Consider the following 24,644-nt stretch of genomic DNA (forward strand, 5'->3'; position numbering starts at 1 on the left):
GGCCAATCCTGTTTGATTCGTCTCGCCTGCACGATGGCCGGCGCTTTCGAGCCTTAACGATAGTGGATAACTTTACCCGGGTTAGCCCGGCCATTGAGGTGGGGGTTTCGATCACCGGCAAGCGGGTGGCGATGGTCTTGGACCGTCTGAAGACCCTCCATGGGCTGCCCACGATGATCACCGTGGACCATGGTCCCGAGTTTACCTCGCGGGCCTTAGACGAGTGGGCCTATCGCAACGGGGTAAAATTGGACTTTACCCGGCCTGGCAAGCCCACTGATAATGCCTACATCGAGTCTTTCAACGGCAAATTCCGCCTGGAGTGCCTGAATCAAAATTGGTTTGCCTCGCTGCAGGATGCCCAATCCAAGATCGAGGCGTGGAGGAGAGACTACAACTGGGAGCGTCCTCACAGCTCTTTGGGCAATCAGACCCCTAGGGCTTTTGTCCAAAGCTGGGAGTCTCCCGAACCCATACCCCTGATCGCGATGGGCCTAAAATCCTAACCCTTCCGCTGGTACAGAATTTGGGGGAAGGTCAGGGGATGTCTTCATTAGGAAAAACCTATTCTTGTCCCAAACGCTTTGACGACATACAGGGACAGGTCTATTGACCAATTAACGAGACCAATTTGAATTTTAGATTTGGCATTAAAAAACTGTTTTCAATACCTTGAAAATTTGATCATACCCAAGCTAATTTTGGCAATCTTTTTGCCCTTGATTTTCCGGCAATAATTACATCCTAATTTTTTTCATCATGATCCCCATGATAGTTACGTAAAATATCATAAAGGGCAATTGCGTAAGTGGCCCACACAGGGCCACCACAATGGCCTCCTTATTGCTGAAGGCGCTGGCAGCTATAGCCATGCCCAGAAAAGCGTTTTTGGTGGCCCCTGCGATCATCACTCCCTCGGTGGCCGCCCGGCTTAATCCGAATATTTTGCTCAGCGCTAGGCCGGAGAGCATACATGCCAGCATGAGCATGGCAGCGGCGGGAATTATCTTGACCGCCAGCCCCGGTTGACTGAAGAGCAGCCCGCCCCGTTCAGCAAAAATGATAAAGAATATGGCAGCAAAACACAGGGAACTGACAATTTTAAGAATACTTTTTATTTTTTTGACTCCTTTGGGTGTCGCGTTACGCAGGAGAAAGCGACGGATAAAAATCGCCACAATTATCGGAACGCCTATCACCAGGAAAAATGAGCGCATGATTATGACGATGGGTATAGGCACGATCTTGCCTAACAACAACTGACTCCACAGGGGCACGAAAACCAGCGCCAATAGATAGCTGACGGTGTAGAACAACAAAGGCAGACTGGCATCACCTTGGCGAATATCGGTGAATACGGTGGCCAGAAGGTTGCCAGGCGCCACTGCGAACAAAGTGAACCCCACGACGACGAATATCTGGCTGTTGCTCAATAGTGTATTGTTTATGAAATAGGCCCATAGCGGACTTAAAAGGAAACCGATGACCACGATCAGGCTGAGCGGCTTCAATTTGGTCAAGACGTCTCGCAAGATGGAGGCGTCCCATTCGGTGAATTGGGGGAGAAGAACCACCATCAAGAACAGTAAAATTAGGCCCTTGAAGTGAATGCCGGGGAAAAAATAATTAAAAAGAAGACCCAGGGCCGCAGGTAATAGGGTGAAAAAAAGGAAATTAAACCTCAAGATGCCCCACCTTTTTAATAACGCCCTAAGACTCAGCCAAACGGGAACATCGTGCCATGCGGCGAGACCAACCTACCTCCACCGGGATGGTATCGGTTCAACCTAGTCCGCACCGCCAGTGGCATCATGGCGGCGGAGCAATTCCCCATGCATCACAGCCGCCTCCAGGTAACGCTCCATCATGCCCAAGGTGGCCTGACGTTGCTCGGGGGTGATTTCGCGAATCACCTTGGCCGGCACCCCGGCGGCGAGGGCTCCTGCGGGCACCTCCATGCCGGGCGGGACCACCGCTCCGGCGGCCACGATGGCTCCAGCCCCTATGTGGGCCCGGTCCAGGACCACCGCGCCGATTCCGATCAAGGCTTGATCTCCCACGGTGCAGGAATGAAGGACCACCCGGTGGCCCACCACCACCTCGCTGCCCACTTGAGTGCCCTGTCCCCGATGGGCTACATGGATAATTACCCCGTCCTGCAAGTTGGTCTTGGCACCCACTCGAATCCAATTGATGTCGCCGCGCAGCACGCATCCGTACCACACGCTGGCTTGGAGACCCAACTCCACGTCACCCAGGACCACCGCGCCTGGAGCGATGAATGCCGTGGGGTCCACCTGGGGTGTCTTTTTGTTGATGGTTTCAATCATGATGCCCCTCTGATTAGGCGGTAGTCGCCGTTGGTTATGGTTTGCTCCTGGAAACGCTACGGCCATGGCCTCGCCACTTCGCCCGCCGCGAGGCATCAATCATTGTTGTTGGAAGCCACCCAGACCCCCGCGCCGGATTTCCGGTTGTGACGGGCGGCCGGCTTCAAGGCTTTCACCGCGCCGCAATCGAAAATAGATCCCCCGCCCAGCCTAGAATCTCAGGGTGACTGTCAGAGAGCAGCTTTAGCGAGATGGCCAGGGATACCAATATGATCAAGGGGCGAACCAGCTTGCCGCCCAGCTTGACGACCATGTTCGATCCCAGGCGGGCTCCGAGCAACTGGCCCAAGCCCATCACCACCCCCGCGGACCAGAGGACGTTCCCCTGCACCAGGAAAACGGTCAGCGCGGCCAGGTTGCTGGCCAGGTTAAGCACCTTGGTGTGCGCCGTGGCCCGGCGAAGGTTATAGCCCAGCAGGCCCACGTAGGCCGTGGCCCAGAATGATCCGGCGCCTGGGCCGAAAAACCCGTCATAAAATCCCATGCCTAGCCCGAAGGTCAGGGCAAAGGCCCACTCCCCCAGGCGGCGCCTACCTTCCACCTGGCCCAAGCGGGGACATAGCAGGAAATAAACTGCGATGATTATCAATAAAAATGGAATCAAGTTGCGCAAGAAAGACGGACTTACCCAGTGGACCGCCACCGCCCCCAGCGCCCCGCCGGCCAGGGTCAGAACAATGATGCCGGTCATGGAGGCCAACTCGGCCTGCCCCTTGCGCAGGTAATTGTACGCAGCGGAAAAGGTGCCGCAGGTCCCTTGCAGCTTGGTTGTGCCCAGGGCCTGCACCGGGCTCAAGCCCGCCCAAAGCAACGCGGGCAAGGCCAGCAGGCCTCCCCCGCCGGACACCGAGTCCACGAATCCGGCACAGGTGCCCACCACGAACAACAGGGCCAGTATTTCCATGGGCAGAGTCACCGTGACCGCCTTTGGGGCAACACTGGCCTCCCCCATTCTCCCAGGCCTCGGCCGCCCGGGCCGTGGCCGATTAGGCCGTGCACCCTCTTATTTCCGGTGGTCATTGTTGAGGCCATGCAACCGGGAAGAGCGCGGGTGGCTGGCTAAAAGCTGGCTCTTGCTGTACAGGCGGTTGTCCAAGGTGAGTCCCCTTAACCTAGCCCTCTTGGGCGTGCTTGGCGATCTCCTCGTTGACCCAGGGATCCACCGCCGCCGCGCCGTGCAGCAGATCCTTGAGGTCGCCCAGGTCGTCGGCCTTGATCCGGTACATCCAGCCCGCCCCGTAGCAGTCCTGGTTGATAAGCTCGGGCTTGAGCTCCAGGTCCTCGTTCACCGCGATCAGCTCGCCGTCCACCGGCGAAAGCACCTTGCCCAGCCACTTGCCGGACTCCACCTTGGCAAGCTTCTTGCCCTTCTTGAGCTTCTTGCCCTCGTTGGGCAGTTGCACGTAGACGATTTCGCCGGCCAGCTTCTGGGCAAAGTCGTCCATGCCCATCACCAGCTCGTCGCCCTCCACGCGAACCCAAAAATGCTCGGGATCGTAGTAAAGCTCGTCCGGAAAATTGTAGCCGCCTATCTCCATGATCGGCTCCTCGCCATTGCTCAGGATTCTTCGATGAGTTCCATGAAGAACTGGGGGGTGGTCATCACCCGAAACTTCTGGGCCCGCAGCTTGGCGTTGGCCAGGTTGTGTACGCAGGAGTTGCACTCGGTGAGCAAGACCTCGGCCCCGCTGCTTTCCACCTGGGCCAGACGCCGCCGGGCCATGGCCAGGGAGTTCTTGGCAAAGGCCCCGCGCACCCCGCCTCCGGCCCCGCAGCACAGGGCGTCCTGGCGGTTGTCGGCCAGCTCCACGAAGTTGGGGGCCACCGCCTTGATGGTCCGGCGCGGCTCCTCGTAGATGCCGCAGTGGCGGCCCAGGTCGCAGGGATCGTGGTAGGTCACCTTGGCCTCGCTGTGCAGACCCAGGTCGCGCCCGGCCAGGAATTGGCTCATATGCACGATCTCGAGGCCTGCATCCCTGAGCGGGGCGTAGGCCTCCTGCTGGGTGAAGGTGCGAAAGCAGTAGGGGCAGCCGGTGACCAGGGTGCCCGCCCCGGTGGCCAGGATGCGCTCGATGTTGGTGCTGGCCAGGCGGGGCTTCACGCTGAAACCCACGTCCTCCAGCACCCCGGAGCAGCACGCCTCGTCGATAAGGGTGTAGTCCACCTCAAGGTGATCCAGCAGGTCCAGGGCCGCCTCGCTGGCCTCTTCCTCGCGGTATTGGCCCACGCAGCCCATGAAATAGACCACCTCAGCCTGCTTGCCCCGCTCGCGGTCGAAATCCTCGGGCTCGTCCTCGGCGTAGATGTTGTCGTATTCGTCCAGCACTTCGTTCATGCCGGTGAAGGCGGGGTGGCAGGTGCCCAGGCCCACCATCTCCTTGCGCGCAGCCTTGATGATGGCGGGCACGTCCACCCCGGAGGGGCAGTTGGTGGCGCAGGTGGCGCAGGTGGTGCACTGGAAGAGCGAGTCCACCAGTTCCTGGTTAAGCTCCAATTTGCCGACCAGCACTTCCTTTAATAGAAGCATCTTGCCCCGGGCGTTCAAGGCCGGGCGGCCAGTGGCCCCGAAAACCGGGCAATGGGCCTGGCAAAAGCCGCAGCGGGTGCAGTGCTGTATCTGTTCGGTGAACTGCTCAATCAAGTTATACTTACTGCTCATGTTTGTATCCCATTATCACGGCGTCCATTATTGATCCGGTACTATGGTGTGAGTGCTGTCGGTTTGCCCAAGCGGCGACGGCCATTAGCCGGTCCCCCCTACCAAAAGGAACGCCAATCCAGGCAAGGTTCGCTGCTGCCGTTCTTCAGTTCAAGTCGCAGGTATCTCCTCGCCGACTTTAAGTTGGGTTCTACGCCCAATCCGGGCCCCGCGGGCAGAAGGAAGTTTCCCTGACTCAGTGGGGGATAGGGGCTGGCCAAGGCTTCGCGCAGGGGATTGGGGTTGCAATCCACCTCCAACAGCCCGTCACCGCCCACCGCGGCCAACAAGTGGGCTGAGGCCAACAATCCGATACCGCCGCCAAGGTAATGGGGGCAGTAGCGCAAGCCCGCCGATCGGGCCGAGCGCGCCACCTCCAGACAACCGCTCAGCCCGCCCCATTTGCAAACGTCGGGCTGCATGACTCCCAGGTGGCCAGCCGTTATTGCGGCGTCGAACTCTTCATGGGAGCGCAGGTTCTCCCCACCAGCCAGGGGAATCCGGCTGGAACTCGCCAAACGCTCCCACTCGGCTATAGGGCGGTCGACTGGCAGGGGCTCCTCCAGCCACTGGACAGGAGCGTCTCCTAATTCTTGCAGAAATTTCTCGGCCCCCGTCAGCTCCCAGGCTTGGTTGGCATCTAACATGAGAACCTCACCGGGCTTCAGGCCGGCCGACAATCTTTCCACGTTGGCCAGATCTTTGGTGTGGTCAAAACCGACCTTCAGCTTAAACGCCCGGTAGCCTGCTTCCCGGGCCTCGGCCACGGTGTCCTCTGCCCCTCGCGGGTTTATTCCGCTGGCATAGGCAGGTACCGCGTCGGGGGTTTGGCTTCCCAGCAAGCGGTGAAGCGGCTGACCCGCCTTGCGCGCCGCCAAGTCCCACATCGCTATGTCCAGGCCGGCGATGCACTGAGCCAGGGGGCCGAGCTCCCCGGTTTGCAATACCAAAACGTGCATATTGCGGCTCAGGGTTCCAAAGGCTTCGGCCGGAAGCTGTGGTTTTTGTTGCATCAGCCAGGGAGCCAGAATCAGGTGGATCAACTGGGCCCGATACTCGGCTCCGCACACGGGGAAATTGCACCAAACCTCCCCCCAGCCGCAGGCCCCGGTCTCGTCCTGCAATCTGATCAACAGAGCCGGGCGATCGTGCATGATTCCAAACGAGGTTTTAACCGGTTCGTCGATGGGTGCGCGAAAGACATAAGTGTCCACGCCGGTGATCGCAATCGGTTCGATTTGGCTGTGATCGCTCATAATAGCCTTACCACCCGCCGGAGTACCGGCAACCCGATTAAACGCCTGAAAAGCCCAAACCACCCTCTTCCGGGCTAACCGTCCAAAGCCATCTTACCCGGGTTGAGCACGTTGTTGGGGTCCAAGGTTCTCTTTAGAAGCCTCATGAGGTCCATGGCCAACGGCTCGTGCTCCAGGTTCATATAGGGCGCCTTGGCCAAGCCGATGCCGTGCTCCCCGCTGAGGGTGCCTTCCAAGTCGCAGGTCAACTGGAACACCTTGTCCGCCAGCAGATGCACTTCCCGAACTTGTTGGGGGTCCGATCCGTCGAACATGATCTTGGGGTGCAGGTTGCCGTCGCCGGCGTGGCCGAAGATCACAAAGGGATAGGGCTGGCCTTGCATGATCTTTTGGATGCCCTCGAGCAATTGAGGCACCTTGGATATGGGGACGGTCACGTCCTCGGAGAGGTTGTTGGGACGCAGGCTGCCGGAGGTGCTGCCAACGGCCCGGCGTATGGTCCAAAGCTTCTCCGATTCCTGTTTATCCTTGGCCCGGCTTATGGTATCGGCGCCGTTGGCCTGGAAGGCGGCCACCACCTTTTCCATGCCATAGGCGGCCTCGGCCTCAGTGTATCCGTCGGTCTCCACCAAGAGTAGGGCCTTTACGTCGGGCAAATCGGCCTTGGCGTTTTCGCGCAACACCCTAATGGTGTTCTCTTCCATGATCTCCAACACGCTGGGCAGGATGCCCGAGCACATGACGTCGGTGACCGCCTGGCCGGCCTGTTGCAAGGTCGCGAAGCTGGCGATGGCCGTGCAGGAGGCCTGGGGCTTGGGATTGATCTTCAAAGTGATTTCCGTGATTATCCCCAGCACGCCCTCTGAGCCCACGAACATGCGGGTGAGATCCAGTCCCGAGGATGACTTCATGCACTTGCTGCCTGTGTGCACCACGCGTCCGTCGGGGAGCACCACCTCCAGGGCCAACACGTAGTCACGGGTCACCCCGTACTTGGCCCCCCGGATGCCGCCTGCGTTGGTGGCCACGTTGCCGCCCAGGGTGCAGACCTTGCCGCTGGCCGGGTCCGGTGGAAAACAGAACCCCGAAGGAGCCAGGGCCTTTTGCAGGGCCGCGTAGACCACCCCGGGCTGCACCATCACCTGGCGATCCGGGATGCGGATTTCCAGGATTCGATTCATGCGCACCAGGTCCAGCACCAACCCGCCTTTGATGGGAACCGCGCTGCCGGTCATGCTTGTGCCCGCGCCCCTGGGCACCACCGGGAAGCGGCGCTCGTTGGCTAGCTGCATTATCAGACTGATCTGGGCGGTGTCGGCTGGGAAAGCCGCGGCTTCGGGCCGATGGTTATGATCCGAGCCATCATATGAGTAGGAAACCAGGTCGATCAGCTCGGTGGTGAAGTGCTCCTCACCAACGATTTCCATGATCGCCTCTCTATCCCTCTGCTCCATCGATGTCCTCTATCCATTGACGGCCACCGCCCACTGGCGGGGCCGGGCGTAATTATTGTTGGGATTCTTCCTGCCAGCGGGACAGTTCGTCGGCCACCTGCTGGGTGCTCATGGCCACCTTGACCCCTACCCGCCGCAAGCTGTCGATTTTGCCTTTCGCGCTGCCCATCCCCTTTTCGATGATGGCCCCGGCGTGACCCATTTTTTTGCCCTTGGGGGCATAGCGCCCGGCTATGAAGGCGAAAACGGGCTTGGGATAAGGATGCTCCAGCAGGTGCTCCGCCGTTTTTTCCTCCCGGCTCTGGCCGATCTCTCCGATGAGCAAGATGGCGCCTATGGAATCGTCATGGCGGAAATGCTCCAAGGCCTCCACGAAATCCACCCCGATGATAGGGTCACCGCCGATGCTGATCACCGCCCCGATGCCCACGCCCCGGTTCACCAGGTTGGAGGCGTTTTCATGGCACATGGTCCCCGAACGAGAGATGATGGCCACCTTGCCGCCCTGGCCGTAGAGGAAGGTGGGCATGATGCCCACTTTGCTCTGCCCGGGCGCGATGATGCCTATGGTGTTGGGGCCAATGAAGGTTACACCCTTTTTGCTGGCCATGGCCTTCAGGCGCATGACGTCGTGCACCGGAACGTGCTCGGTGATGATGACCAGCAATTTAATGCCCGCTTCAATGGCCTCCTCGGCCGCCGACAAGACAAAGGGAGGAGGCACGATGATCATGGACGCATCGGCGGGATGCTGGTCCAGGGCCTGGAATACCCGGTCGAACACCGGAACGCCGCAGACCTCCTGCCCGCCCTTGCCGGGGGTGGTCCCGGCCACTACCGCCACGCCGCTGTCGAGCATTTTCTGGGTATGGTATGAGCCCTGGCGACCTGTGATGCCCTGGATCAATACGCGTGTGTTTTTATCGATGTACATGGCTAGCTCCGCACCTCCTCAAGGCGCTCCATCAACAGCCGCACCGCCTCGGTAGTGGTGCCGTCCTTTATCAGCGGCACTCCCAGTTCCTGGAGGATGGCCCAGCCTTCCTCTTGGGAATGACCCCGCATCTTGATGACAAGGGTCACCTTATCCTTGAGGCTCGGCCACATTCGGCGCACCCCGCGGGCCATGATCTCGCAATTGTTGATGCCGCCGAATACGTTGAGGAGCAAGGCATCCAGGCCCGGGGTGGCGAGCATGACCTCCAGCGCGGCGGCCATGTTCTCTTCGGAGATGCCTCCGCCCAGGTCGATGAAGGCCGCCGGCACGGCTCCCGCATCGGCCACCTCATCCATGGTGGTCATGCATATCCCGGCTCCGCCGGCCATCACCCCCACGGTCCCGTTTTCCTCCAGGGCCACGTAGGTCACCCCGATTTTCTGGGCCCGGGCCTCCAACGAGTTCTCATCGACCTCCTTGAATCGGGCGAGTTCCGGATGACGGAAAAGTGCCGCGTCGTCCACGATGAGCTTGCAATCGCCGGCCACGATCCGGCCCTGGCGGGTGACCACTAGAGGGTTGATCTCCAGGGTGAAGGCCTCCGCCTGGAAAAACAGCTCCATCAGCCGCACGGTTATCTTGGAAGCCTGTTCCTGCAGATCGGGGTCCAGGCCCGCCTGGTTCCACAGCTTCCGCCAGGGTGCGAGGTCCTTGATCCCCTCCTGCAGAGGGTCCAGGTTCATCTGATACAGATCGCCGGGACGCTCGGCGGCCACCAGCTCGATGTCCACGCCTCCCTTGGTGGAGAGCAGGGCCCTGGGGGTGGCCTGGGCGGTATCCAGCACCACTCCCAGATAGAGCTCTCGGGCGATATCCAGGCGGGCCTCCACCAGCAGGCGGTCCACGGTTTCACCCTGATGCGTTTGGCCCAGGATGTTTTGGGCCGCGGCGGCGGCTTCTTCCGGGCTCTGGGCCAGGGCGATGAGACCGGCCTTGCCCCTTCCCCCCGCCCTTACCTGGGCCTTGACCACGCAAGGGCCAATCGCCCGGGCGGCCTCGGCGACTTCCGAAGGAGTAAAGACCACCCGGGACTCGGGTACCGGCAGACCGGCGGCGCGTAAGATCTCCTTGGCCTGATGTTCTCTCAAATACATTGGTTGCTTTCCATGTCTGTAAAGGGTCGGCCACGACGCTGCGCGGTGAGACCGGCCATCCGGATCAATTTTTATTCAAGACTCACACCCCTAACGAAGGGTGACGGCTCATGCCTGTTTGACCAGCGCCTCTTCGCCGAGCTCATAGCCAAGGCGCAGGGCTTGGCGGTTGGTTTCCAGGGTCTTGGGCGGCACGTTGCCGTCGAGGATGGTGCTCAGGTCCTCCAGTTTCACCACCTTGCTGATGGCCGCCAGCGCCCCCAACATGATGATGTTGGCGAAAAGCGCCCTGCCGAAGTCCTGTTCCGCCCGGGCCGTGGCATCTACGTAATAGACCTTGGCGGCCTCTTCCGGCGCGCTCTTGACCAGGGTGCCGTCGGCGATGATCACCGCTTTGCTCAAATCCAGCTCAGAGGCGTAGCGGTCCATGGCAGGCTGACTCATGACCAGGAAATGATCGATGTCCAGGGCCTTGACGTAGTCGATTTCGCCGTCGTTGATAACCACGTCGCTCTTGCAGGCGCCGCCCCGCGCCTCGGGGCCGTAGCTCTGGGTCTGGGCCACCTCGACCTCGTCGTTCAAGCCGGCGGCCATGGCCGTAAGCAGGGCGGCCTTGATCACTCCCTGGCCGCCGAAGCCCGCGAATCTGACCTCCTTACGCATGGTCGGCCTCCTTTGAGTTCCCGTCGGTAATCACGGTGATGGCCAGGTCCGGGCAGGTCATCTCGCACTGCAGACACCCGGTGCAATCTTCCCCGCGGGCGGCGCTCGGCAAAAGGTAGCCTTTGCTGTTGCGAAGCTGGGACAATTCCAGCACGTCCTGCGGGCATACCGCGATGCATAGCTGGCAGCCCTTGCAGTAGTTGTTGTCTATCTCTATGCGGTTCAAGACCTCACACTCCCTTCGCCTGGCACAAGCCATAAACGCCTTCGGTGAATTCCGGTCTGTCGTCCCTTTGCAACAAGCGGCCCACCACGATTTTTCCGGCCAATTCCTCCGCACCGAGTTCGCCGGCCTTGGACAACCGCACCGAGTTGGTCTTGAGCATTTCGTACAGGTCCACCGCCGATCCAGTGCCGTACATGTAGCGCCCGGCTTGGGTGGGGCACTGCACCACCACCTCCACGAAGGCGAACCCCTTGTGCTCCATGGCCTCGCGCATGGACTTGGCCATCTGGGCCGGCTGGGCGGTGGTCCAGCGGGCGATATAGGTGGCGCCGGCGGCCCGGGCGAGTTCACAGGCATCGAAAGGCTGCTCCGGATTGCCGCGGGGCGAGGTCTGGGTGCGCGCCTGGTAAGGAGTAGTGGGGGCCACCTGACCGCCGGTCATGCCGTAGATGTTGTTGTTGAGCATGACCACGGTGAGGTCGATGTTGCGCCGGGCGGCGTGGATGAAGTGGTTGCCTCCGATAGCCACGCAATCGCCGTCGCCGCAGAACACCACCACCTTGCGATCCGGCTGGGCCAGCTTGAGGCCGGTGGCCACGGCCACTGCCCTGCCGTGCAGGGCATGGATGGTGTCGGCCTTGATGAATACCGGCGTCCAGCCCGAGCAGCCGATGCCGCCCACCAGGGCCAGGTTGTCGTAGACGCCCAATTTGTCAACCGCGCGCAAAAAGCTGTTGAGCACGGTGCCGTGCCCGCAGCCGGGACAATAGATGCTGGGCAACGCGCTTTTGCGCAGCATTTTTTCTGCTAGGGGATGCATGACCTCAGCTCCCAAGTTGCTTAAGAATTTTAGTGGGGGTGTGCAGCTCGCCGCCCAAAGCCGGCAGAGAAATCACCTCGCAATACTTGCCCAGCACCCTTTGAACCTCGCGGCTGATCTTGCCTACGTTCATCTCGGGCACCAGCACTTTGCGGACGCCGGACGCCAGACCGACCAGGGCTTCGTCAGGGAAGGGCCAAAGTATGCGCAACTGCACCAAACCGGCCTTGATTCCCTGGGCCCTGGCCTGGCGCACCGCGTTTTTGGCCGAGCGCACCACCGAGCCATAAGCCACCACCAGCACCTCGGCTTCGTCGCACTCCAGGGTGACGATATCGGTCAGCTCTTGGGCGTGGCCGGTGATTTTGGAGCAGAGGTGTTCGATCACCTTGGCCGAGGTGGCGATGTCGTTACCCTTGCGGTTACCGTCCTCTCCGTGCGCCTGGCTCTCCACCAGTATGTTGTAGCCCTGGCCCACGGAGGGCATGCCGTCCAGCAACCCGTCCGGCCCGGGGCGATACATCTTGTATTCATCGGGGGGCGCCGCAGGAGGGGTGCGGGGAATCGCTTCGACCTCGGCGGGGATGCGCAGCTTTTCGCGGGTGTGGCCCACGATCTCGTCGGAGAGCACGATCACCGGCACCCGAAAGCGCTCGGCCAGATTGAAGGCTTTTACGGTGAGCTCGAAGCTCTCCTGCACCGAACTGGGGCATAGGGCGATGATCTCATAATCGCCGTGTGAGCCGTATTTGGCCTGCATCACGTCCTGCTGGCTGGGCATGGTGGGCTGGCCGGTGGCCGGCCCGCCGCGCTGCACGTCGATTATCACGCAGGGGGTCTCGGTCATGGCGGCATAACCTATGCCCTCCTGCATCAGGGAGAAGCCCGGGCCCGTGGTGGCGGTGCAAGCCTTCATACCGCCCCAGGCGGCCCCGACCACCGCGTTTATCGAGCCCAGTTCGTCTTCCATCTGCACAAAGGCCCCGTTGTGCTCGGGCAGCCTCAGCGCCATGAGCTCGGCGATTTCGGTGGCCGGGGTGATGGGATACCCCGCAAAAAAACGGCAGCCGGCGGCCAGCGCCCCTTTAACGCAAGCCTCGTTGCCTTGAACAATCTCTACTGTAAGAGCCATGTTACCTCTTTCTATTTTTGTTCCCGGGGACGGCTTGGCCACCTCGGTTTTCAGACCTGTGTGTTTGGCATCTCGCAGGCCAGATTACGCTGTCGACGTTGCTTGAGGTTGCGCCGCACTAACAGGGCGATGGAGAGCACGGTGATTCCCATGAAAAAGATGCAGATGCCTGAGCGGAAAAATATCACCGGCGAACCCGCCGACAACAGGAGGGAACGCCTCAAGTTGTCCTCAAACATGGGGCCCAGGATGAAAGCGATCAAAAAGGGTGCTTCCGGAATGCCCAGCCGCAGCATTATGTATCCTAGCACCCCCATGAATACTGCCGAGAGCACGTCGAACATGGAGTTGTTCACTGCGTAGGATCCAAAAAAACACAGCACCAGGACGATGGGGAAAAGGATCTTTTTGGGCACGTCGGCGATTTTGGCAAAGCCCCTGATACAGAGCTTGCCCATGATGAGCATCATCAGGGAAGAGAGCATGATGCCCACGAAAATGGCGTAGACCAAGGGTAAGTGCTGTTGGAACAGCATGGGCCCGGGGGTCAGGTTGTGCACCATGAAGGCACCTAGGATCACCGCGGTAATGACGTCGCCGGGCACTCCCAGAGCCAGCAGGGGAATCATGGTAGCTCCGCAGCAGCCGTTGTTGCCCGACTCGGAGGCAGCCACTCCCTCCAACTCGCCCTGCCCGAAGTTATCCGGAGTCTTGGATCCGCGCTTCGCCTCGCTGTAAGACATGAAGGCTGCGGGCGCCCCGCCGATGCCCGGAATTGCACCCAAGATGACCCCGATGATGCTGCCCCGCAGGATGGACTTCAGCGAGTGGCGGAACTCACCCCAGGTAAGTCCGCCGCCCGCCAGGCGATGCAGGTCGGATTTGCCCCCGGTCACCCCTCGCACCGCCGCGTCGATCAACTCGGGCAGGGCGAATAGTCCGATGAGCACTGGGATGAAATTGAGTCCGCCCATGAGATCGAAGTTGCCGAAAGTCAGGCGGTCGCTGCCGTACACCAGGTCCATACCTATGGTGGCCAGAAGCAGGCCCAAGGCCGCCGATATGAGGCCCTTTATAAGTGACTTGCCAGTCACTCCCGCAATAATGGTCAAAGAGAAGCAGATGAGCAGGAAAAACTCGGGCGGCCCGAAACGCAAGGCGAAGCTGGCGATGAAACCAGCAAAAAAGATGAGAGAAATGTTAGAAATGAAGTCCGCAACGCAGGAGGCGTAAAGGGCCATGTCCAGGGCTTTGCGCGCCAGCCCCTTTTGGGCCAGGGGATAGCCGTCCATGACCGTGCAGGCCGCGGCGGGAGTGCCCGGTGTCTTTATCAGGATGGCCGAGATGGAACCACCGTAGATGGCCCCCTTGTAGATACCTACCAGTAGGATAATGCCGGTAATTGGGTCCATGTAAAAGGTAAAGGGCAAGGCCAGGGCCACGGCCATGGTGCCGGTGAGCCCCGGAATGGCTCCCACCACTACACCCATGAGCATGCCGCCAGCGATTGCCATTAAATTGTATAGATTGGCGAAGTTGCTAATCCCTTGTAATAAGCTATCCCACACGGTGTGACTCCTTGGCCTACCAGCCCCAGGGACCCGGGGGCATGGGAATATTGGCCACTTTCACGAAAAAGAAATACAAAACCAAAGGAACCAGCACGGCGATGGGCACCGTGAGCTTAAAGTCCCGGTAGCCGTAAATCAGCGTGTAGCCCAGCAGGGCCACCATTGAAGACAGCATCATTCCCAGCCAGTCCACCAAGAAGTAGTAGCCAACCATGGCGCCGATAGTCAGGCAGGCCATGCCCACTGAGCGGGGATTGACCTTAGGTATGGCGGCGGAATTGTCCGCAGCCTCTCCAGCCCGTGCTGCCCCCGCCTTGGTTTTGCGGATCTGGATCAGACTGGAGCAGGCCAGCATGATGCCCAGCCCTACCAAGCCCCAACTGATTACCTCAGGCCAGAAGGAGGGCGAGACCCCCGTCATCTGCACGCTGGATGGGACCAAGATAAAATTGGGTATGAGCCAAAGGGACACGAACAGAAAAATCAGCGCCGTACCTAAGCCCAGATACAAATTATCGTAATGGCTTTTCACACCAATCTCCGTTAAGGGTGGGCCCCAGCCGGGACCCACCCAGAAGGCGGTCAATCACGCGTCGGTTATTTGATGATCAGGCCCAGCTTCTGGCCCAACTCCCGGTACACCTTGAATTGCTTCTCTACAAAGGCCTTGGTCTCGGCGGGAGATTTTATGTAAGGTACCGAACCCAAGCTGTTGGTCATCTTCAGCCAAGTCTTGTCTTTGGCCACATTTTGCAGAGCGGCGGTCCAGACATTAACCACCTCCTCGGAAAGTTTGGGCGGACCCCAAAGGCCGCTCCAGCCGATGATAACCTCCAAGTCCGGGAAGCCGGCCTCCTTGACGGTGGGCACGTCGGAGATCATGGGGAAGCGCTCGGGGGTTGTGACTGCCAGGGCCCGCAGCTTGCCGGCTTGGATTTGGTCAATGACCGTGGCCAGGTTTATGCAAAGGAAATCCACGTGTCCGCCCAGCAGGGCGGTCTTGGCACCACCACCGCCTTTGTAGGGAACCATCTTAACCGCAGTGCTAGGCAAGTTGGCGTCGGCAAGCAGTTTCTGGAAGCCCATATTGAGGATAGTCGTGGGCCCGGAGGTGGAGTAGCTATACTTACCTGGGCTCTTCTTGATAGCCGCCACTACCTCCTTGAGGGACTTGAAGGGAGAAGTGGATTGGACTACGTAAACCACTGGGTTTAGTTCCAGCAGCCCCAGGAAGGTGAAGCCGTCCCATGTGTAAGGGGTCTTCATGTTGATGGCGGGCGCCACACCGTTGCAACCCACACGTGATAGGAGCAGGGTGTAGCCGTCGGGTGCGCTACGAGCCACGTAGGTGGAACCCACCACGCCGCCCGCTCCGGTGCGGTTGATGACCACTACGGGCTCCTTCACGTAGTTGGGGGCCACGGCAGCCAAGGCGCGTGCCGCCAGGTCGGAAGCGCCGCCTGGCCCGTAGGGGGCCACCAAGGTGACGGGCTTGGTGGGATACTCAGCAAAAGCCATCCCACTCATTAAGACCATGGTGGCCAGTGCGGCAAGAATTGCTACGAAGAAACGTTTTTTACTCATCAATTCCCTCCAGTTTTTGCCGCCTAGATGTGCGGCAGGCTAAATTAGTTCGATATCCAATTTGACGAAATCACCACGATAGACCACGTCACCCACATAGATCACGGTATCGTCCTGATCGGTAACCACTCGGCGAACGTTGGCCACCGGGGTGTCCAAAGAAATATTCAACAACTCGGCGCTATCAATATCGGCCGTGCCGATGGTGAGAACTTGGTGTGCTCTTTTGATCTGGACTTCCTCTAGTCTGTCCAGCACGGCGAGCACCAGTTCCGACTCAAAGGCATTGCGGGCCATTTGAAAAACTCTCTGATCCAGATAGACGTCGATTACGCAGTAGGGTGTCTGGTCTTTGATGCTCACTCGACGCGAATAGCAGTAAGTGGGCGCCAAAAAGCCCTCATCGGGCCCCAACTCAGGGCAAGCTTTATTTTCCGACGAACAAAGGAATTTTATTCTGGTGCCTTCTAGAAGCTTGATCAGGTTCGCCCATTCGGTCTGCAGGTTGAACCAGTGACGATCTCTAGGCTGGCGGGTGACAAAGGTGCCCTTGCCCTGTTTGCGCCAAATGAGGCCATCCTCTTCCAAAAGGTTCACCGCCTGACGGGCGGTAACCCTCGACACCCGAAATTCCTCAGCCAAGGCATCCAAGCTGGGCAAGCGCTCACCCTTACAAAATTGCGCGCTCTCGATACGCTTGCGTATTACGCTGGCTACCTTGAAATAAAGGGGAGCCGCGCCGCGGCGAAGGATTTCGTTAGTTTCAGGCAATGAGGCCTCCATATCCCAAAGTGCTTGGAATTGGTTGACTGAAATTTTTCTCACCGGTAACTATTCTAATCATCTTAAAGTACATATTATTATAATAGGTAGCATTTACAATAGGTTATACGCCGAAACCCTTCCCGAGAGCGCTCCGAGTTTTTGGACCGATCACCTACGGCAATCGTTTTTTAATTTACTGGTTTCGTCCGCCGCGCTCGAACCGCCAGAGGCTCAACCCAACGCTTGCCGCGAACGATCCCGGTGAGCTAGGACCCTGAACCTGCTTTCGGGACCCGGGAGGTCAACCGTCTGCCTTCCAAGCGCACCATCACGCCTCCCGGGGCTAAAACCGTCTTTCCTAGGCAACGCCTAGTTTTTGGTAAATTCCCGGCAGGCGGCGTTCCGCCTCCGCCTTGATCTCGAAGTATCGATGGCCGCCGTGGCTGTCCATGGCCACAGTCAGTGGACCGAAGTCTTTAACCCGGAACTTGTAGAGCGCCTCCGGATGCAGGTGCTCCCAATAGACCTCTTCGACCTCTTCGATCTGCTCGGTTTCTAGGGATGCCGCTCCCCCCACAATCGCCAGATAAACCGCACCAAATTTTTGCATGGCGTCCAGGCTTTGCTGGTATTGGCCGCCCTTGCCGATCACCGCGCGCACCCCGTACTTCTCAATCAAGGCCGGGGTAAAGCGATCCATGCGGCCGCTGGTGGTGGTGCCAACGCAGATTTTCTCCCACTTGTCGCCCACCTTGCGCAGGCTGGGCGCTGTGTGAATGATGGGAAAGCCCGCCAAGCTCACCGGTGGCTCGTGCTGCTGGTCGAACATATAGATTTGGGTCAGGTCCCTGATGCCGAACAGGGTCCCATCGAAAAAAACAATGTCGCCGATCTTGAGTTGGCGCATGTCCTGCTCTGAAAAAGGCGTTTGTAGATGATAGGTAGCCATGCTTAAGTCCTCCTGACCCTAGAAGCCGTATTCGACCTTGCCATCGGGGTGAATGGTGGCCCGGGCCCGGCGCGCCGGCCAACACTGGGTGTTGACCGCCACCGGGTTCTGGGTGATGTGGGTATAGGCCCACTCGATGTGCACCGCCAAGGTGGAGATGTCCCCGCCCAGACCCATGGGGCCGATGCCCGTGGCGTTGATGGCTTCCTCCAGTTCCTCCTCCATCTTGGCGATCTCCGGGTCCTCGCTGCGCTGTCCCACCGGCCGGGCGATTGCCTCCTTGGCCAAGCGCATCACTAGATCGGCGGTGCCCCCGATGCCCACCCCGATAATGCCTGGAGGACAAGGGTTGCTGCCCGAGGCAATGTAGGTGTCCAGCACAAACTTCTTCAGGGCGTTCTTGCCGTCGGCCGGAATGAACATCTTCATGGTGCTCATGTTTTCCGAACCGGACCCCTTGGGGATCATGAGGATGTCCAGGGTGTCGGAACCCTCCACGAAATCCCAGTAAACCACAGGCAGGCCGCGGCCCACCGAGTTCTGGGGGTTGAGGCGGGTGAGGATGTGGGTGGAGCTGCCCCGGAAGGGGAAATCCAAGGTGGCGGCGGCGGCACCCTCACTCAGGCATTTTTTGATCTTGGCCCCGTTCCAGGCAAAGTCGCTTCCCACCTTAACGATGTAAATGGGCAGTCCGGTGTCTTGGCAGACCAAGGTGTTCTTCTGGTCCGCTATATCGATGGCCTTGAACATGGCCTTGAAGACTTCTTTGGCCGTGGGCTGGGTCTCGCGCTCATAGGCCCGCTTGAGGGCCTGGCGCACGTCCGGCGGCAGATTCGTTAGAGCCCTTATGTAGAGCTGCTTGGCGGCCTCTTGCACTATGTTATAGTCAAAATCGCCCATCGTTAAATTCTCCTTTGATATCCCATCTCATCCGGCGCGCGCCGATGCCTGATGCGGTTGCACCAACAGGGACGCAGACCGGGGGCGTTTGTTAAACCTCGGCCACCGTGGTGGCGACCAACTTTTTCTTGCGGTTCATCCAAGTGGCGACTCCGAAGATTACCAACGAGGGTATGTCCGAATAGAACTCAGGTATCAAGGCCCCCACGCCGGCCAAGGCGAACAGGGCCCTCTCAATGGTGCTTAAACGCGCGTAGAAATAGCCCTCCATGGCCACAACAAGCCCGATAGTCCCCACTATTCCGGTGAAGAGCGACCACACAATGAAAGAGGGGGCGCCCATCATCAGGAAGGCGCCGTTGTAGATAAACATGTAGGGGACCAGGAACTTCACGAAGCCGAGCTTGGAGGCGATTACGCCCGTCTTCATCACGTTGCCGCCAGAGATGGCGGCTCCGGCGTAGGCGGCCAGGGCCACCGGCGGGGTTATCGCGCTGAGCAGGGCAGAATAGAAAACAAACATGTGCGCCGCTACGGGATTGGCCCCGAATTTGACCAGGGTAGGAGCGGCGATCATGGCGGCGATGATGTAGGCCGGCGCGGTGGGCACGCCCATGCCCAGGACCAGGCAAGAGACCATAACCAGGATCAGGGCGAGGGGGAATATGCCCATGGACAGCTCGGTTACAATGGTCACGAACTTGATGCCAAGGCCGGTTATATCCAGCACCCCCACCACGATGCCGGCGCAGCCGCAGGAAACCGCGATTACTATGCTGTTCTTGGCGCCCTGGATCAATGTTTCTATGAAACCGCGTGGGGATAGACGGCTCTCTTTACGGAACTGGGCCACTACTACCAGGGCCACGATGGCTATGAAAGCGGCCCTGAAAGGCGTGTATCCCATTACCAGCACCACAATCATCAGGATAATGGGAATAAAGAAGTGAGACCCGTGCTTGAGGGTTTCAATCAGGGAGGGCACCTCCTCCTTGGAAAGCCCTCGAAGACCCAGGCGCAATGCTTCCACGTGGGTGGAGCCGAACACCGCAACGTAGTACAGCAAGGCAGGTATCAAGGCGGCAGCGCAGATGGTCAGGTAAGGCATACCCAGAATTTCGGCCATGATGAAAGCGGCCGCGCCCATGATGGGTGGCATGATTTGCCCGCCCGCACTGGCAGCCGCTTCCACAGCCCCCGCGAACTCAGCCTTATAACCCATCTTCTTCATTAGGGGTATGGTGAAGGTACCGGTGCCGTAGACGTTGGCTACAGAGTGCCCTGATACGGTGCCAAACAGGGTGCTGGCCAGCACGGCCACCTTGGCCGGGCCGCCAGTGGCCCGGCCCACCAGGGCCATGCTGAAATCGATGATAAATTTACCGCCGCCCGTTCGCTCCAGGAAGGCCCCAAAAAGGATGAATAGGAAAACAAACGTCGCCGAGACCCCCACAGGCACCCCGAAGATGGCCTGCGGAGTCAGGACCATGTGATCCAAAAATATTTTGAGGGGCGGCGTACGGATAGTGAAAGGATAAGGCAGATGGGCGCCGACCATGCAATATGCGACAAACACCAGGGCTATTATGGGTAGGGCTGGCCCCACCACTCGGCGGGCCGACTCCAGGGTGAGCACCATCAGCATGATGCCGAATACAATGTCCCCAGTGGTCATCGGCCCGTAGTACCATTCCCGCCCCACAATGCGGTCATGGTCGAAAAACAAATAAGCCCCGATGATAAGACACAAGGCGGCCAGGGAAATATCTATGAAGGCATTGGTACGGGACGACCATTTGCGATTGGTCGGGAAACACAAGAATGCCAAGGTCATCAGCGTCATCAAGTGGATGGTGCGCTGCATGTAGGCTTCTACAACACCAAAGCCACCGGTGTAGAGTTGAAAGCAGCTTATGCCCACTCCCAAGACGCCAATGGCCACCTTTACTACTTTGAGGCTCACTCCGCTGTCGGCCTCTGTTGCTGCTCCCATTTCGCTAGGCATTCCAGTTCTCCCATGAACATCCATTTTAGTTAGCCTGCCTCGCCGCCTAGAACTGGGCCGCTTGGGGCCCGGGGGCACCGCGGCTCGGGTCGACGGAAACCGATCCAGGCGAAACTGGCAAACAAGATGTTTTTATTGGGCCAGGCTGGGGGGCTTGGTGGTGGCCCCCAACCCGGCCGCTGTAATTACTTGGGCAGCTGTATGCCTCTCTCTTGATAAAATTTCTTGGCTGCCGGATGTAGGGGCAACTTGATGTTTTTGGCCATGCCGGCCGCGGTGAAGTTACTTAGGGCCTTGTGGAACTTGCTGTGCGCCTCGGCGTTGTCGGCCAATGCCGTCAGGATGGCGGTGACCACGTCGTCGGGAATGCTGGCGTTGACGATAACCTCGCCCGAGTCGGTGGGGCATACCACCGCCTCGGTGATGCCCGGATAAGTGTTCGCCGGGATAGCATCGGTGTCAAAGCCGAACTTCTTATTGAGAATCTTGAAGAGGTTGTCGTCCCACTTTAGAATCTTCATCTCACGGGAGTTGGTCAGGTCCATGACCCAACCCATCTTGCGCACGCCCACCGCGAGGATGCCGTCGGCGTGGTTGTCCTTGACCAGGTTGACCGCGTCTCCCCAGGCGACGAAGTTCATCTTGCCGCCCCATTTCTCCAGGTCTTCCCAGCTCACGCCTTGGCTATTGAACACGTTGCGCCACATGAGCTCAGTGGTGGTGCCCTTTTGGATGGTACAGAGCTTGACGGGAATCTTTTTGCTGAAAAGCTCGGCCAAGCTGTTGACCGGCAGATCTTTGCGCACAATGGCGAAGTAGTACAAACGGTCCTGAGTGCCATACAAGGAGCGCACGTTGGGCAACGGCTTCTCAAAGGGCTTTGCCTTCTCCGAAGCCAAAGAGCACATAGCTACCGTGGTGGATCCGATGTCCATCTCACCCGAGTTAACCCGGTACAGGTTGCCCACCCATCCGCCTGGGACCACCGTCACATCAATACGGGGATAAGCCTCACGCACCGTTTTGGCCATGCCGGTCATCACCATGTAGCCGATACCGCCCACGGCACCGCCGCCGGCCTTGAGCACGGCGGAAGTATCTGGGCTGGGCGGCGCGGCGTTCGCCGCGGCGGGCAGCAGCCACATCAGACAGGCCGCGATCAAAAAGATAGGTTTCCAATGGCTAGCTTTCTTGGTCATCGTTCTCCCTCCAGTTTTTTCACCCAAATACATGGGTCGCTATTGACCAAGCCGGCTCCGGCTAACCTATGCGTGGTCGGTTGTTGCCCGCCAACGCTCACTTGACCAGGAAGGGAATTTCCAGGATCAAGGCGCTGGTGGGGCACTCGACCTCGCAGGGCAGGCAGTACCAGCATTCGTCGTAGTAATCCACGGGTTGGGCGCAGCGCAAACAGGGCACCGCGGCCAAGCTAGCATCTCCTTCTTCCAGGCTCCCATCCGCGGGTGGGACGTAGCTTGCGGCCAACAACCCCTTGGCCGCCTGCCAGCGCAGTTCGTTCACGCGTTGGGCGTCCACCCGGACCGGCAGGATTTTTTCCGATTCCAAAACGCGGGGAAGTTCAAGACTCTGGCCCCGCGCATATCGGTCCACATAGCGCGCCGCCTTTTGGGCCGAGCCCATGGCCGCCACCTGGTTGTCCACTCCGTCCAGCATCTGGCCGGCGGCGAACAGCCCCTCCAGCGAGGTGCTCATCGTTTTGGTGTCCACCTTGAGGCGTCCCTCGGCGTCCAACTCGGCCCCCTCGCGGACCGCGAAGTCCACCTGGGCCTCTGGCCCCAGGGCCAGCAGGATGGCCAGAAAGTCGCGGCGCAGCATGGCCAGGTCGACGGAAGCGCCTATCTGCTTGCCCAGGCGTTGCTCCACGCCCAGGTCGGCCAGCAGACCTATCTCGGCGGCGAGCATCTCCGGCGAAACCTGATCGCGCGCGCCCCCGCCAGCCTGGTCCTGGGCCTCGAACAGCACCACCTTGTGCCCCGCCTGACGCAGGCGCACCGCGGCGGTCATGCCGGCCGGGCCGGCGCCCACCACCGCCACCTGCTCACCGGTATCGCTGGCCAAAACGAACCGATCCGCGGCGGGCTCAAAGCTTTCCACCAAATAGAGCTCCAGTGCGTGGATGGCCACTGCCTGGTCCACTCGGCGGCGGGTACAGGACTTTTGGCAGGGAGCCGGGCAGAGGTCGGCCAACAGCCGGGGAAAAGGCACGCTGTCGTGGATGGCTTCGGCGGCCTGGTGGGAGCGGCCCAAGGCGACCAAGGTGACAAATTGTTGCGGGTTTAGATCGACCGGACAAGCGGCGCGGCAGGGCGGAGTTTGCACCCGGATGTTGTCCAGGATGCAGCGTTCGGCGCATTCGCCACAAGCCAGACATTTATCATTTTTTATGAGCAGAGTCACTCTAGGTCGTCTCCTCGGCCCAGCGCCGGATATCCCGCTCAGGGAGCGGCCGCCGGCCAAAGGCCTTGTTGCAGAGGCAACAAGTCGATGTCTCGCAAAGTCACCCGCGGTCTGCGTTGTTCATCGCCCTTGCTCAGGACCACGTGGCGCACCCACTCGTCGTCGTTGCGCTGTGGATAATCAGTGCGGTAGTGCCAGTAGCCCCAACGGCTTTCCGTACGGGCGAGAGAAGCGCAGCCGGAGAGGGTGGCCGTATCGATGATTGATTCGATCTCCAGAATCTTGCTGGCCCAGTGGGGGTCCGTGACACGCACTGTGCTGTCGAGCATGGTCGCGAAACGATCCATCCACTCCAGCCCCAGCTTGAGCTTGATTTCGTTCTTGGGCGGTACCAGGTAGTCGCCGATGAGGCGGCGCACCTTGTATTCGAACTGATGGGGGTCGACGGGCCCGTCCATCTTGAAGATGCCAGCCAGCTTGCGGCGGGCGCCGTCCACCCCGGCGGCCTCGGGGCTGGCCCTCTGCTCCGAGCGACAAATTTCGGCGGCGCGGTCTGCGGCGGCTTCCCCGAAGGCGAAGGCTCCGGTCAGGTGGCCCCGGGCCACGCAGGCGGCATCGCCGGCGGCCAGCAGCCCCCTCAGATTGGTCTCGCCCACTTGGTTTACCACCAGGCCGGCCTGGCCATGGCCGCTGCAAAGGAAGTGCTCGGTGTTGTAAAGCTCTATGTCGGTCTTGCGGAAGTCTATTCCCCGGCCCTTGAAGAAGCGCTCCATCACCGGCCTCTCGGTGGTGAACAGAATGTCTTCTATCTCCTGGATCTTTTCCTCGGGTAGGTGCTTGAGCCGCATGAACACCGGGCCGCGGCCATCGGCGTATTCCTGCACCAGGGTCTTGATAGAGATGTGGCCACCCTCGATAGGTTTGCCGAGGCCGTTGAGGGCCTGGGCCCCCCGGGTGAGGGTGATGTAGAGCAGCGGGGCGCCAATGTCCTTGATGATGCAATAGCAGGTGGTGTACTCCATGCCGGTCAACTCAGCTCCGGCCCGGTAGGACATGGCCCAGCCGTCGCCGGTGTTGCCCGGGAAGTCGTAGACCCCATAGAGGTAGCCGGAGTTGGGCAAGCTGAAGCGGGCCAGGCCGCCGGAGCAGATGATGACAGCTTTGGCCCGGCAGATGACAAGCTCGCCGGTGCGCACGTTGTAGCCCAGCACGCCGGCCACCCGGTCGCCCTCCATCATCAGCTCGAAAGCCATGGTTCGGTTGATGACCCGGCAACCCATGTCGTACACCCGGCGGGCGATGATCTTCTTGAGGTCGGGCTCCTTCATGGTCACCAGGAACTCGCCCTTGGGGTGCACCTGCAGGGTTTCGTACTTGCCGTTTTTCATGGGGAAGTGAACTCCCCACGCTTCCAGTTTCTTGAGCAGCTCCCAGGAGCGGGCGGCCATCTCCAGAGAGGGCCCGCCGTCCACCACTCCCTCGCAGGCCAGGGTGGTGGCCTCCAGGTATAGCTCCGGGGAGGTGAAGCCCGGGATGGCCACGATGTTCAAGGCGTCCATGCCCATAGCTATGCAGCCCGAATACATTAGGTCGCCCTTTTCCATCACCGCCACCCGCAGATCGGGTGCGATCTCCTTGGCGCGGATGGCGGCCATGCACCCGGCGCTACCGCCGCCCACGATCAGGATGTCGGTTTCGATATGTCTCTCATGCTTAACCAAC

General features: G+C 59.9%; 23 protein-coding genes and 1 pseudogene. 1 reads left to right on the plus strand and 23 read right to left on the minus strand.

Going from position 1 to position 24,644, the window contains the following annotated elements:
* Nucleotides 1-11: 11 nt before the first annotated feature.
* Nucleotides 12-506, plus strand: a pseudogene (locus tag AACH32_RS10790) (integrase core domain-containing protein); the annotation flags it as partial.
* A gap of 231 nt (nt 507-737) precedes the next feature.
* Here AACH32_RS10790 and AACH32_RS10795 read toward each other — a convergent pair.
* The 23 genes from AACH32_RS10795 to AACH32_RS10905 all read right to left on the minus strand — a co-directional run bounded on the left by AACH32_RS10795 (nt 738) and on the right by AACH32_RS10905 (nt 24,643).
* Complete coding sequence (locus tag AACH32_RS10795) at nt 738-1,685, minus strand: bile acid:sodium symporter family protein (RefSeq protein ID WP_338599089.1); 948 nt, start codon at nt 1,683-1,685, stop codon at nt 738-740.
* Between the two features lie 102 nt (nt 1,686-1,787).
* On the minus strand, nt 1,788-2,330 hold the full coding sequence (locus AACH32_RS10800) for a gamma carbonic anhydrase family protein (protein ID WP_338599092.1): 543 nt from the start codon (nt 2,328-2,330) through the stop codon (nt 1,788-1,790).
* A gap of 172 nt (nt 2,331-2,502) precedes the next feature.
* Nucleotides 2,503-3,306 (minus strand): TSUP family transporter, encoded by an 804-nt coding sequence (locus tag AACH32_RS10805; protein WP_338599096.1) that lies wholly within the window; start codon nt 3,304-3,306, stop codon nt 2,503-2,505.
* 196 nt (nt 3,307-3,502) lie between these two features.
* Nucleotides 3,503-3,928 (minus strand): glycine cleavage system protein H, encoded by a 426-nt coding sequence (locus AACH32_RS10810; RefSeq protein ID WP_338599099.1) that lies wholly within the window; start codon nt 3,926-3,928, stop codon nt 3,503-3,505.
* 20 nt (nt 3,929-3,948) lie between these two features.
* The gene (locus AACH32_RS10815; protein ID WP_338599101.1) at nt 3,949-5,049 is read right to left on the minus strand and encodes a (Fe-S)-binding protein; all 1,101 of its coding nucleotides are present in this window, start codon (nt 5,047-5,049) and stop codon (nt 3,949-3,951) included.
* Between the two features lie 98 nt (nt 5,050-5,147).
* A complete protein-coding gene (locus AACH32_RS10820; RefSeq protein ID WP_338599103.1) occupies nt 5,148-6,344 on the minus strand; it encodes a mandelate racemase/muconate lactonizing enzyme family protein in 1,197 nt (398 codons plus the stop codon).
* Between the two features lie 74 nt (nt 6,345-6,418).
* On the minus strand, nt 6,419-7,771 hold the full coding sequence (locus tag AACH32_RS10825; RefSeq protein WP_338599106.1) for an FAD-binding oxidoreductase: 1,353 nt from the start codon (nt 7,769-7,771) through the stop codon (nt 6,419-6,421).
* A 79-nt stretch (nt 7,772-7,850) separates the two neighbouring features.
* Nucleotides 7,851-8,732: a succinate--CoA ligase subunit alpha gene (locus AACH32_RS10830; RefSeq protein WP_338599109.1), complete on the minus strand. Its 882-nt coding sequence runs from the start codon at nt 8,730-8,732 to the stop codon at nt 7,851-7,853.
* 2 nt (nt 8,733-8,734) lie between these two features.
* The gene (locus tag AACH32_RS10835; RefSeq protein ID WP_338599112.1) at nt 8,735-9,889 is read right to left on the minus strand and encodes a succinate--CoA ligase subunit beta; all 1,155 of its coding nucleotides are present in this window, start codon (nt 9,887-9,889) and stop codon (nt 8,735-8,737) included.
* A 108-nt stretch (nt 9,890-9,997) separates the two neighbouring features.
* A complete protein-coding gene (locus AACH32_RS10840; RefSeq protein WP_338599114.1) occupies nt 9,998-10,552 on the minus strand; it encodes a 2-oxoacid:acceptor oxidoreductase family protein in 555 nt (184 codons plus the stop codon).
* A complete protein-coding gene (locus tag AACH32_RS10845) occupies nt 10,545-10,778 on the minus strand; it encodes a 4Fe-4S dicluster domain-containing protein (RefSeq protein ID WP_338599116.1) in 234 nt (77 codons plus the stop codon). The genes AACH32_RS10840 and AACH32_RS10845 overlap by 8 nt, the downstream gene beginning before the upstream one ends.
* 4 nt (nt 10,779-10,782) lie before the next feature.
* Nucleotides 10,783-11,598, minus strand: coding sequence for a thiamine pyrophosphate-dependent enzyme (locus AACH32_RS10850; RefSeq protein WP_338599119.1), 816 nt, complete (start codon nt 11,596-11,598; stop codon nt 10,783-10,785).
* Nucleotides 11,599-11,602: 4 nt separating this feature from the next.
* Nucleotides 11,603-12,730 (minus strand): 2-oxoacid:acceptor oxidoreductase subunit alpha, encoded by a 1,128-nt coding sequence (locus AACH32_RS10855; protein ID WP_338599122.1) that lies wholly within the window; start codon nt 12,728-12,730, stop codon nt 11,603-11,605.
* 50 nt (nt 12,731-12,780) lie between these two features.
* Nucleotides 12,781-14,244 carry a tripartite tricarboxylate transporter permease gene (locus AACH32_RS10860; RefSeq protein ID WP_338599125.1) on the minus strand — a complete coding sequence of 488 codons (1,464 nt, stop codon included), beginning with the start codon at nt 14,242-14,244 and terminating at the stop codon, nt 12,781-12,783.
* Nucleotides 14,245-14,314: 70 nt separating this feature from the next.
* Complete coding sequence (locus AACH32_RS10865) at nt 14,315-14,833, minus strand: tripartite tricarboxylate transporter TctB family protein (protein ID WP_338599128.1); 519 nt, start codon at nt 14,831-14,833, stop codon at nt 14,315-14,317.
* 65 nt (nt 14,834-14,898) lie between these two features.
* The gene (locus AACH32_RS10870; RefSeq protein ID WP_338599131.1) at nt 14,899-15,885 is read right to left on the minus strand and encodes a Bug family tripartite tricarboxylate transporter substrate binding protein; all 987 of its coding nucleotides are present in this window, start codon (nt 15,883-15,885) and stop codon (nt 14,899-14,901) included.
* Between the two features lie 39 nt (nt 15,886-15,924).
* Nucleotides 15,925-16,656 (minus strand): GntR family transcriptional regulator, encoded by a 732-nt coding sequence (locus AACH32_RS10875; RefSeq protein WP_338599134.1) that lies wholly within the window; start codon nt 16,654-16,656, stop codon nt 15,925-15,927.
* A 352-nt stretch (nt 16,657-17,008) separates the two neighbouring features.
* Nucleotides 17,009-17,599, minus strand: coding sequence for a FumA C-terminus/TtdB family hydratase beta subunit (locus tag AACH32_RS10880; RefSeq protein WP_338599136.1), 591 nt, complete (start codon nt 17,597-17,599; stop codon nt 17,009-17,011).
* Nucleotides 17,600-17,617: 18 nt separating this feature from the next.
* A complete protein-coding gene (locus AACH32_RS10885) occupies nt 17,618-18,499 on the minus strand; it encodes a fumarate hydratase (RefSeq protein WP_338599139.1) in 882 nt (293 codons plus the stop codon).
* A gap of 91 nt (nt 18,500-18,590) precedes the next feature.
* A complete protein-coding gene (locus tag AACH32_RS10890) occupies nt 18,591-20,504 on the minus strand; it encodes a TRAP transporter permease (RefSeq protein ID WP_338599142.1) in 1,914 nt (637 codons plus the stop codon).
* A gap of 185 nt (nt 20,505-20,689) precedes the next feature.
* Nucleotides 20,690-21,703, minus strand: coding sequence for a TAXI family TRAP transporter solute-binding subunit (locus tag AACH32_RS10895; RefSeq protein ID WP_338599145.1), 1,014 nt, complete (start codon nt 21,701-21,703; stop codon nt 20,690-20,692).
* A 97-nt stretch (nt 21,704-21,800) separates the two neighbouring features.
* Nucleotides 21,801-22,922 (minus strand): FAD-dependent oxidoreductase, encoded by a 1,122-nt coding sequence (locus tag AACH32_RS10900; protein WP_338599148.1) that lies wholly within the window; start codon nt 22,920-22,922, stop codon nt 21,801-21,803.
* Between the two features lie 38 nt (nt 22,923-22,960).
* Nucleotides 22,961-24,643, minus strand: a complete 1,683-nt coding sequence (locus AACH32_RS10905) for an FAD-binding protein (protein WP_338599151.1) — start codon at nt 24,641-24,643, stop codon at nt 22,961-22,963.
* Nucleotide 24,644: the final 1 nt, after the last annotated feature.

The sequence above is a fragment of the Desulfoferula mesophila genome (assembly GCF_037076455.1).
GTDB lineage: Bacteria > Desulfobacterota > Desulfarculia > Desulfarculales > Desulfarculaceae > Desulfoferula > Desulfoferula mesophila.

Coding starts and splice junctions, on each gene's coding strand:
- AACH32_RS10895 (WP_338599145.1), bottom strand. CDS start 21,703: ATGACCAAGAAAGCTAGCCATTGGAAACCTATCTTTTTGATCGCGGCC.
- AACH32_RS10820 (WP_338599103.1), bottom strand. CDS start 6,344: ATGAGCGATCACAGCCAAATCGAACCGATTGCGATCACCGGCGTGGAC.
- AACH32_RS10830 (WP_338599109.1), bottom strand. CDS start 8,732: ATGTACATCGATAAAAACACACGCGTATTGATCCAGGGCATCACAGGT.
- AACH32_RS10800 (WP_338599092.1), bottom strand. CDS start 2,330: ATGATTGAAACCATCAACAAAAAGACACCCCAGGTGGACCCCACGGCA.
- AACH32_RS10810 (WP_338599099.1), bottom strand. CDS start 3,928: ATGGAGATAGGCGGCTACAATTTTCCGGACGAGCTTTACTACGATCCC.
- AACH32_RS10890 (WP_338599142.1), bottom strand. CDS start 20,504: ATGCCTAGCGAAATGGGAGCAGCAACAGAGGCCGACAGCGGAGTGAGC.
- AACH32_RS10815 (WP_338599101.1), bottom strand. CDS start 5,049: ATGAGCAGTAAGTATAACTTGATTGAGCAGTTCACCGAACAGATACAG.
- AACH32_RS10855 (WP_338599122.1), bottom strand. CDS start 12,730: ATGGCTCTTACAGTAGAGATTGTTCAAGGCAACGAGGCTTGCGTTAAA.
- AACH32_RS10860 (WP_338599125.1), bottom strand. CDS start 14,244: ATGGCAATCGCTGGCGGCATGCTCATGGGTGTAGTGGTGGGAGCCATT.
- AACH32_RS10880 (WP_338599136.1), bottom strand. CDS start 17,599: ATGGCTACCTATCATCTACAAACGCCTTTTTCAGAGCAGGACATGCGC.
- AACH32_RS10825 (WP_338599106.1), bottom strand. CDS start 7,771: ATGGAAATCGTTGGTGAGGAGCACTTCACCACCGAGCTGATCGACCTG.
- AACH32_RS10835 (WP_338599112.1), bottom strand. CDS start 9,889: ATGTATTTGAGAGAACATCAGGCCAAGGAGATCTTACGCGCCGCCGGT.
- AACH32_RS10885 (WP_338599139.1), bottom strand. CDS start 18,499: ATGGGCGATTTTGACTATAACATAGTGCAAGAGGCCGCCAAGCAGCTC.
- AACH32_RS10870 (WP_338599131.1), bottom strand. CDS start 15,885: ATGAGTAAAAAACGTTTCTTCGTAGCAATTCTTGCCGCACTGGCCACC.
- AACH32_RS10840 (WP_338599114.1), bottom strand. CDS start 10,552: ATGCGTAAGGAGGTCAGATTCGCGGGCTTCGGCGGCCAGGGAGTGATC.
- AACH32_RS10850 (WP_338599119.1), bottom strand. CDS start 11,598: ATGCATCCCCTAGCAGAAAAAATGCTGCGCAAAAGCGCGTTGCCCAGC.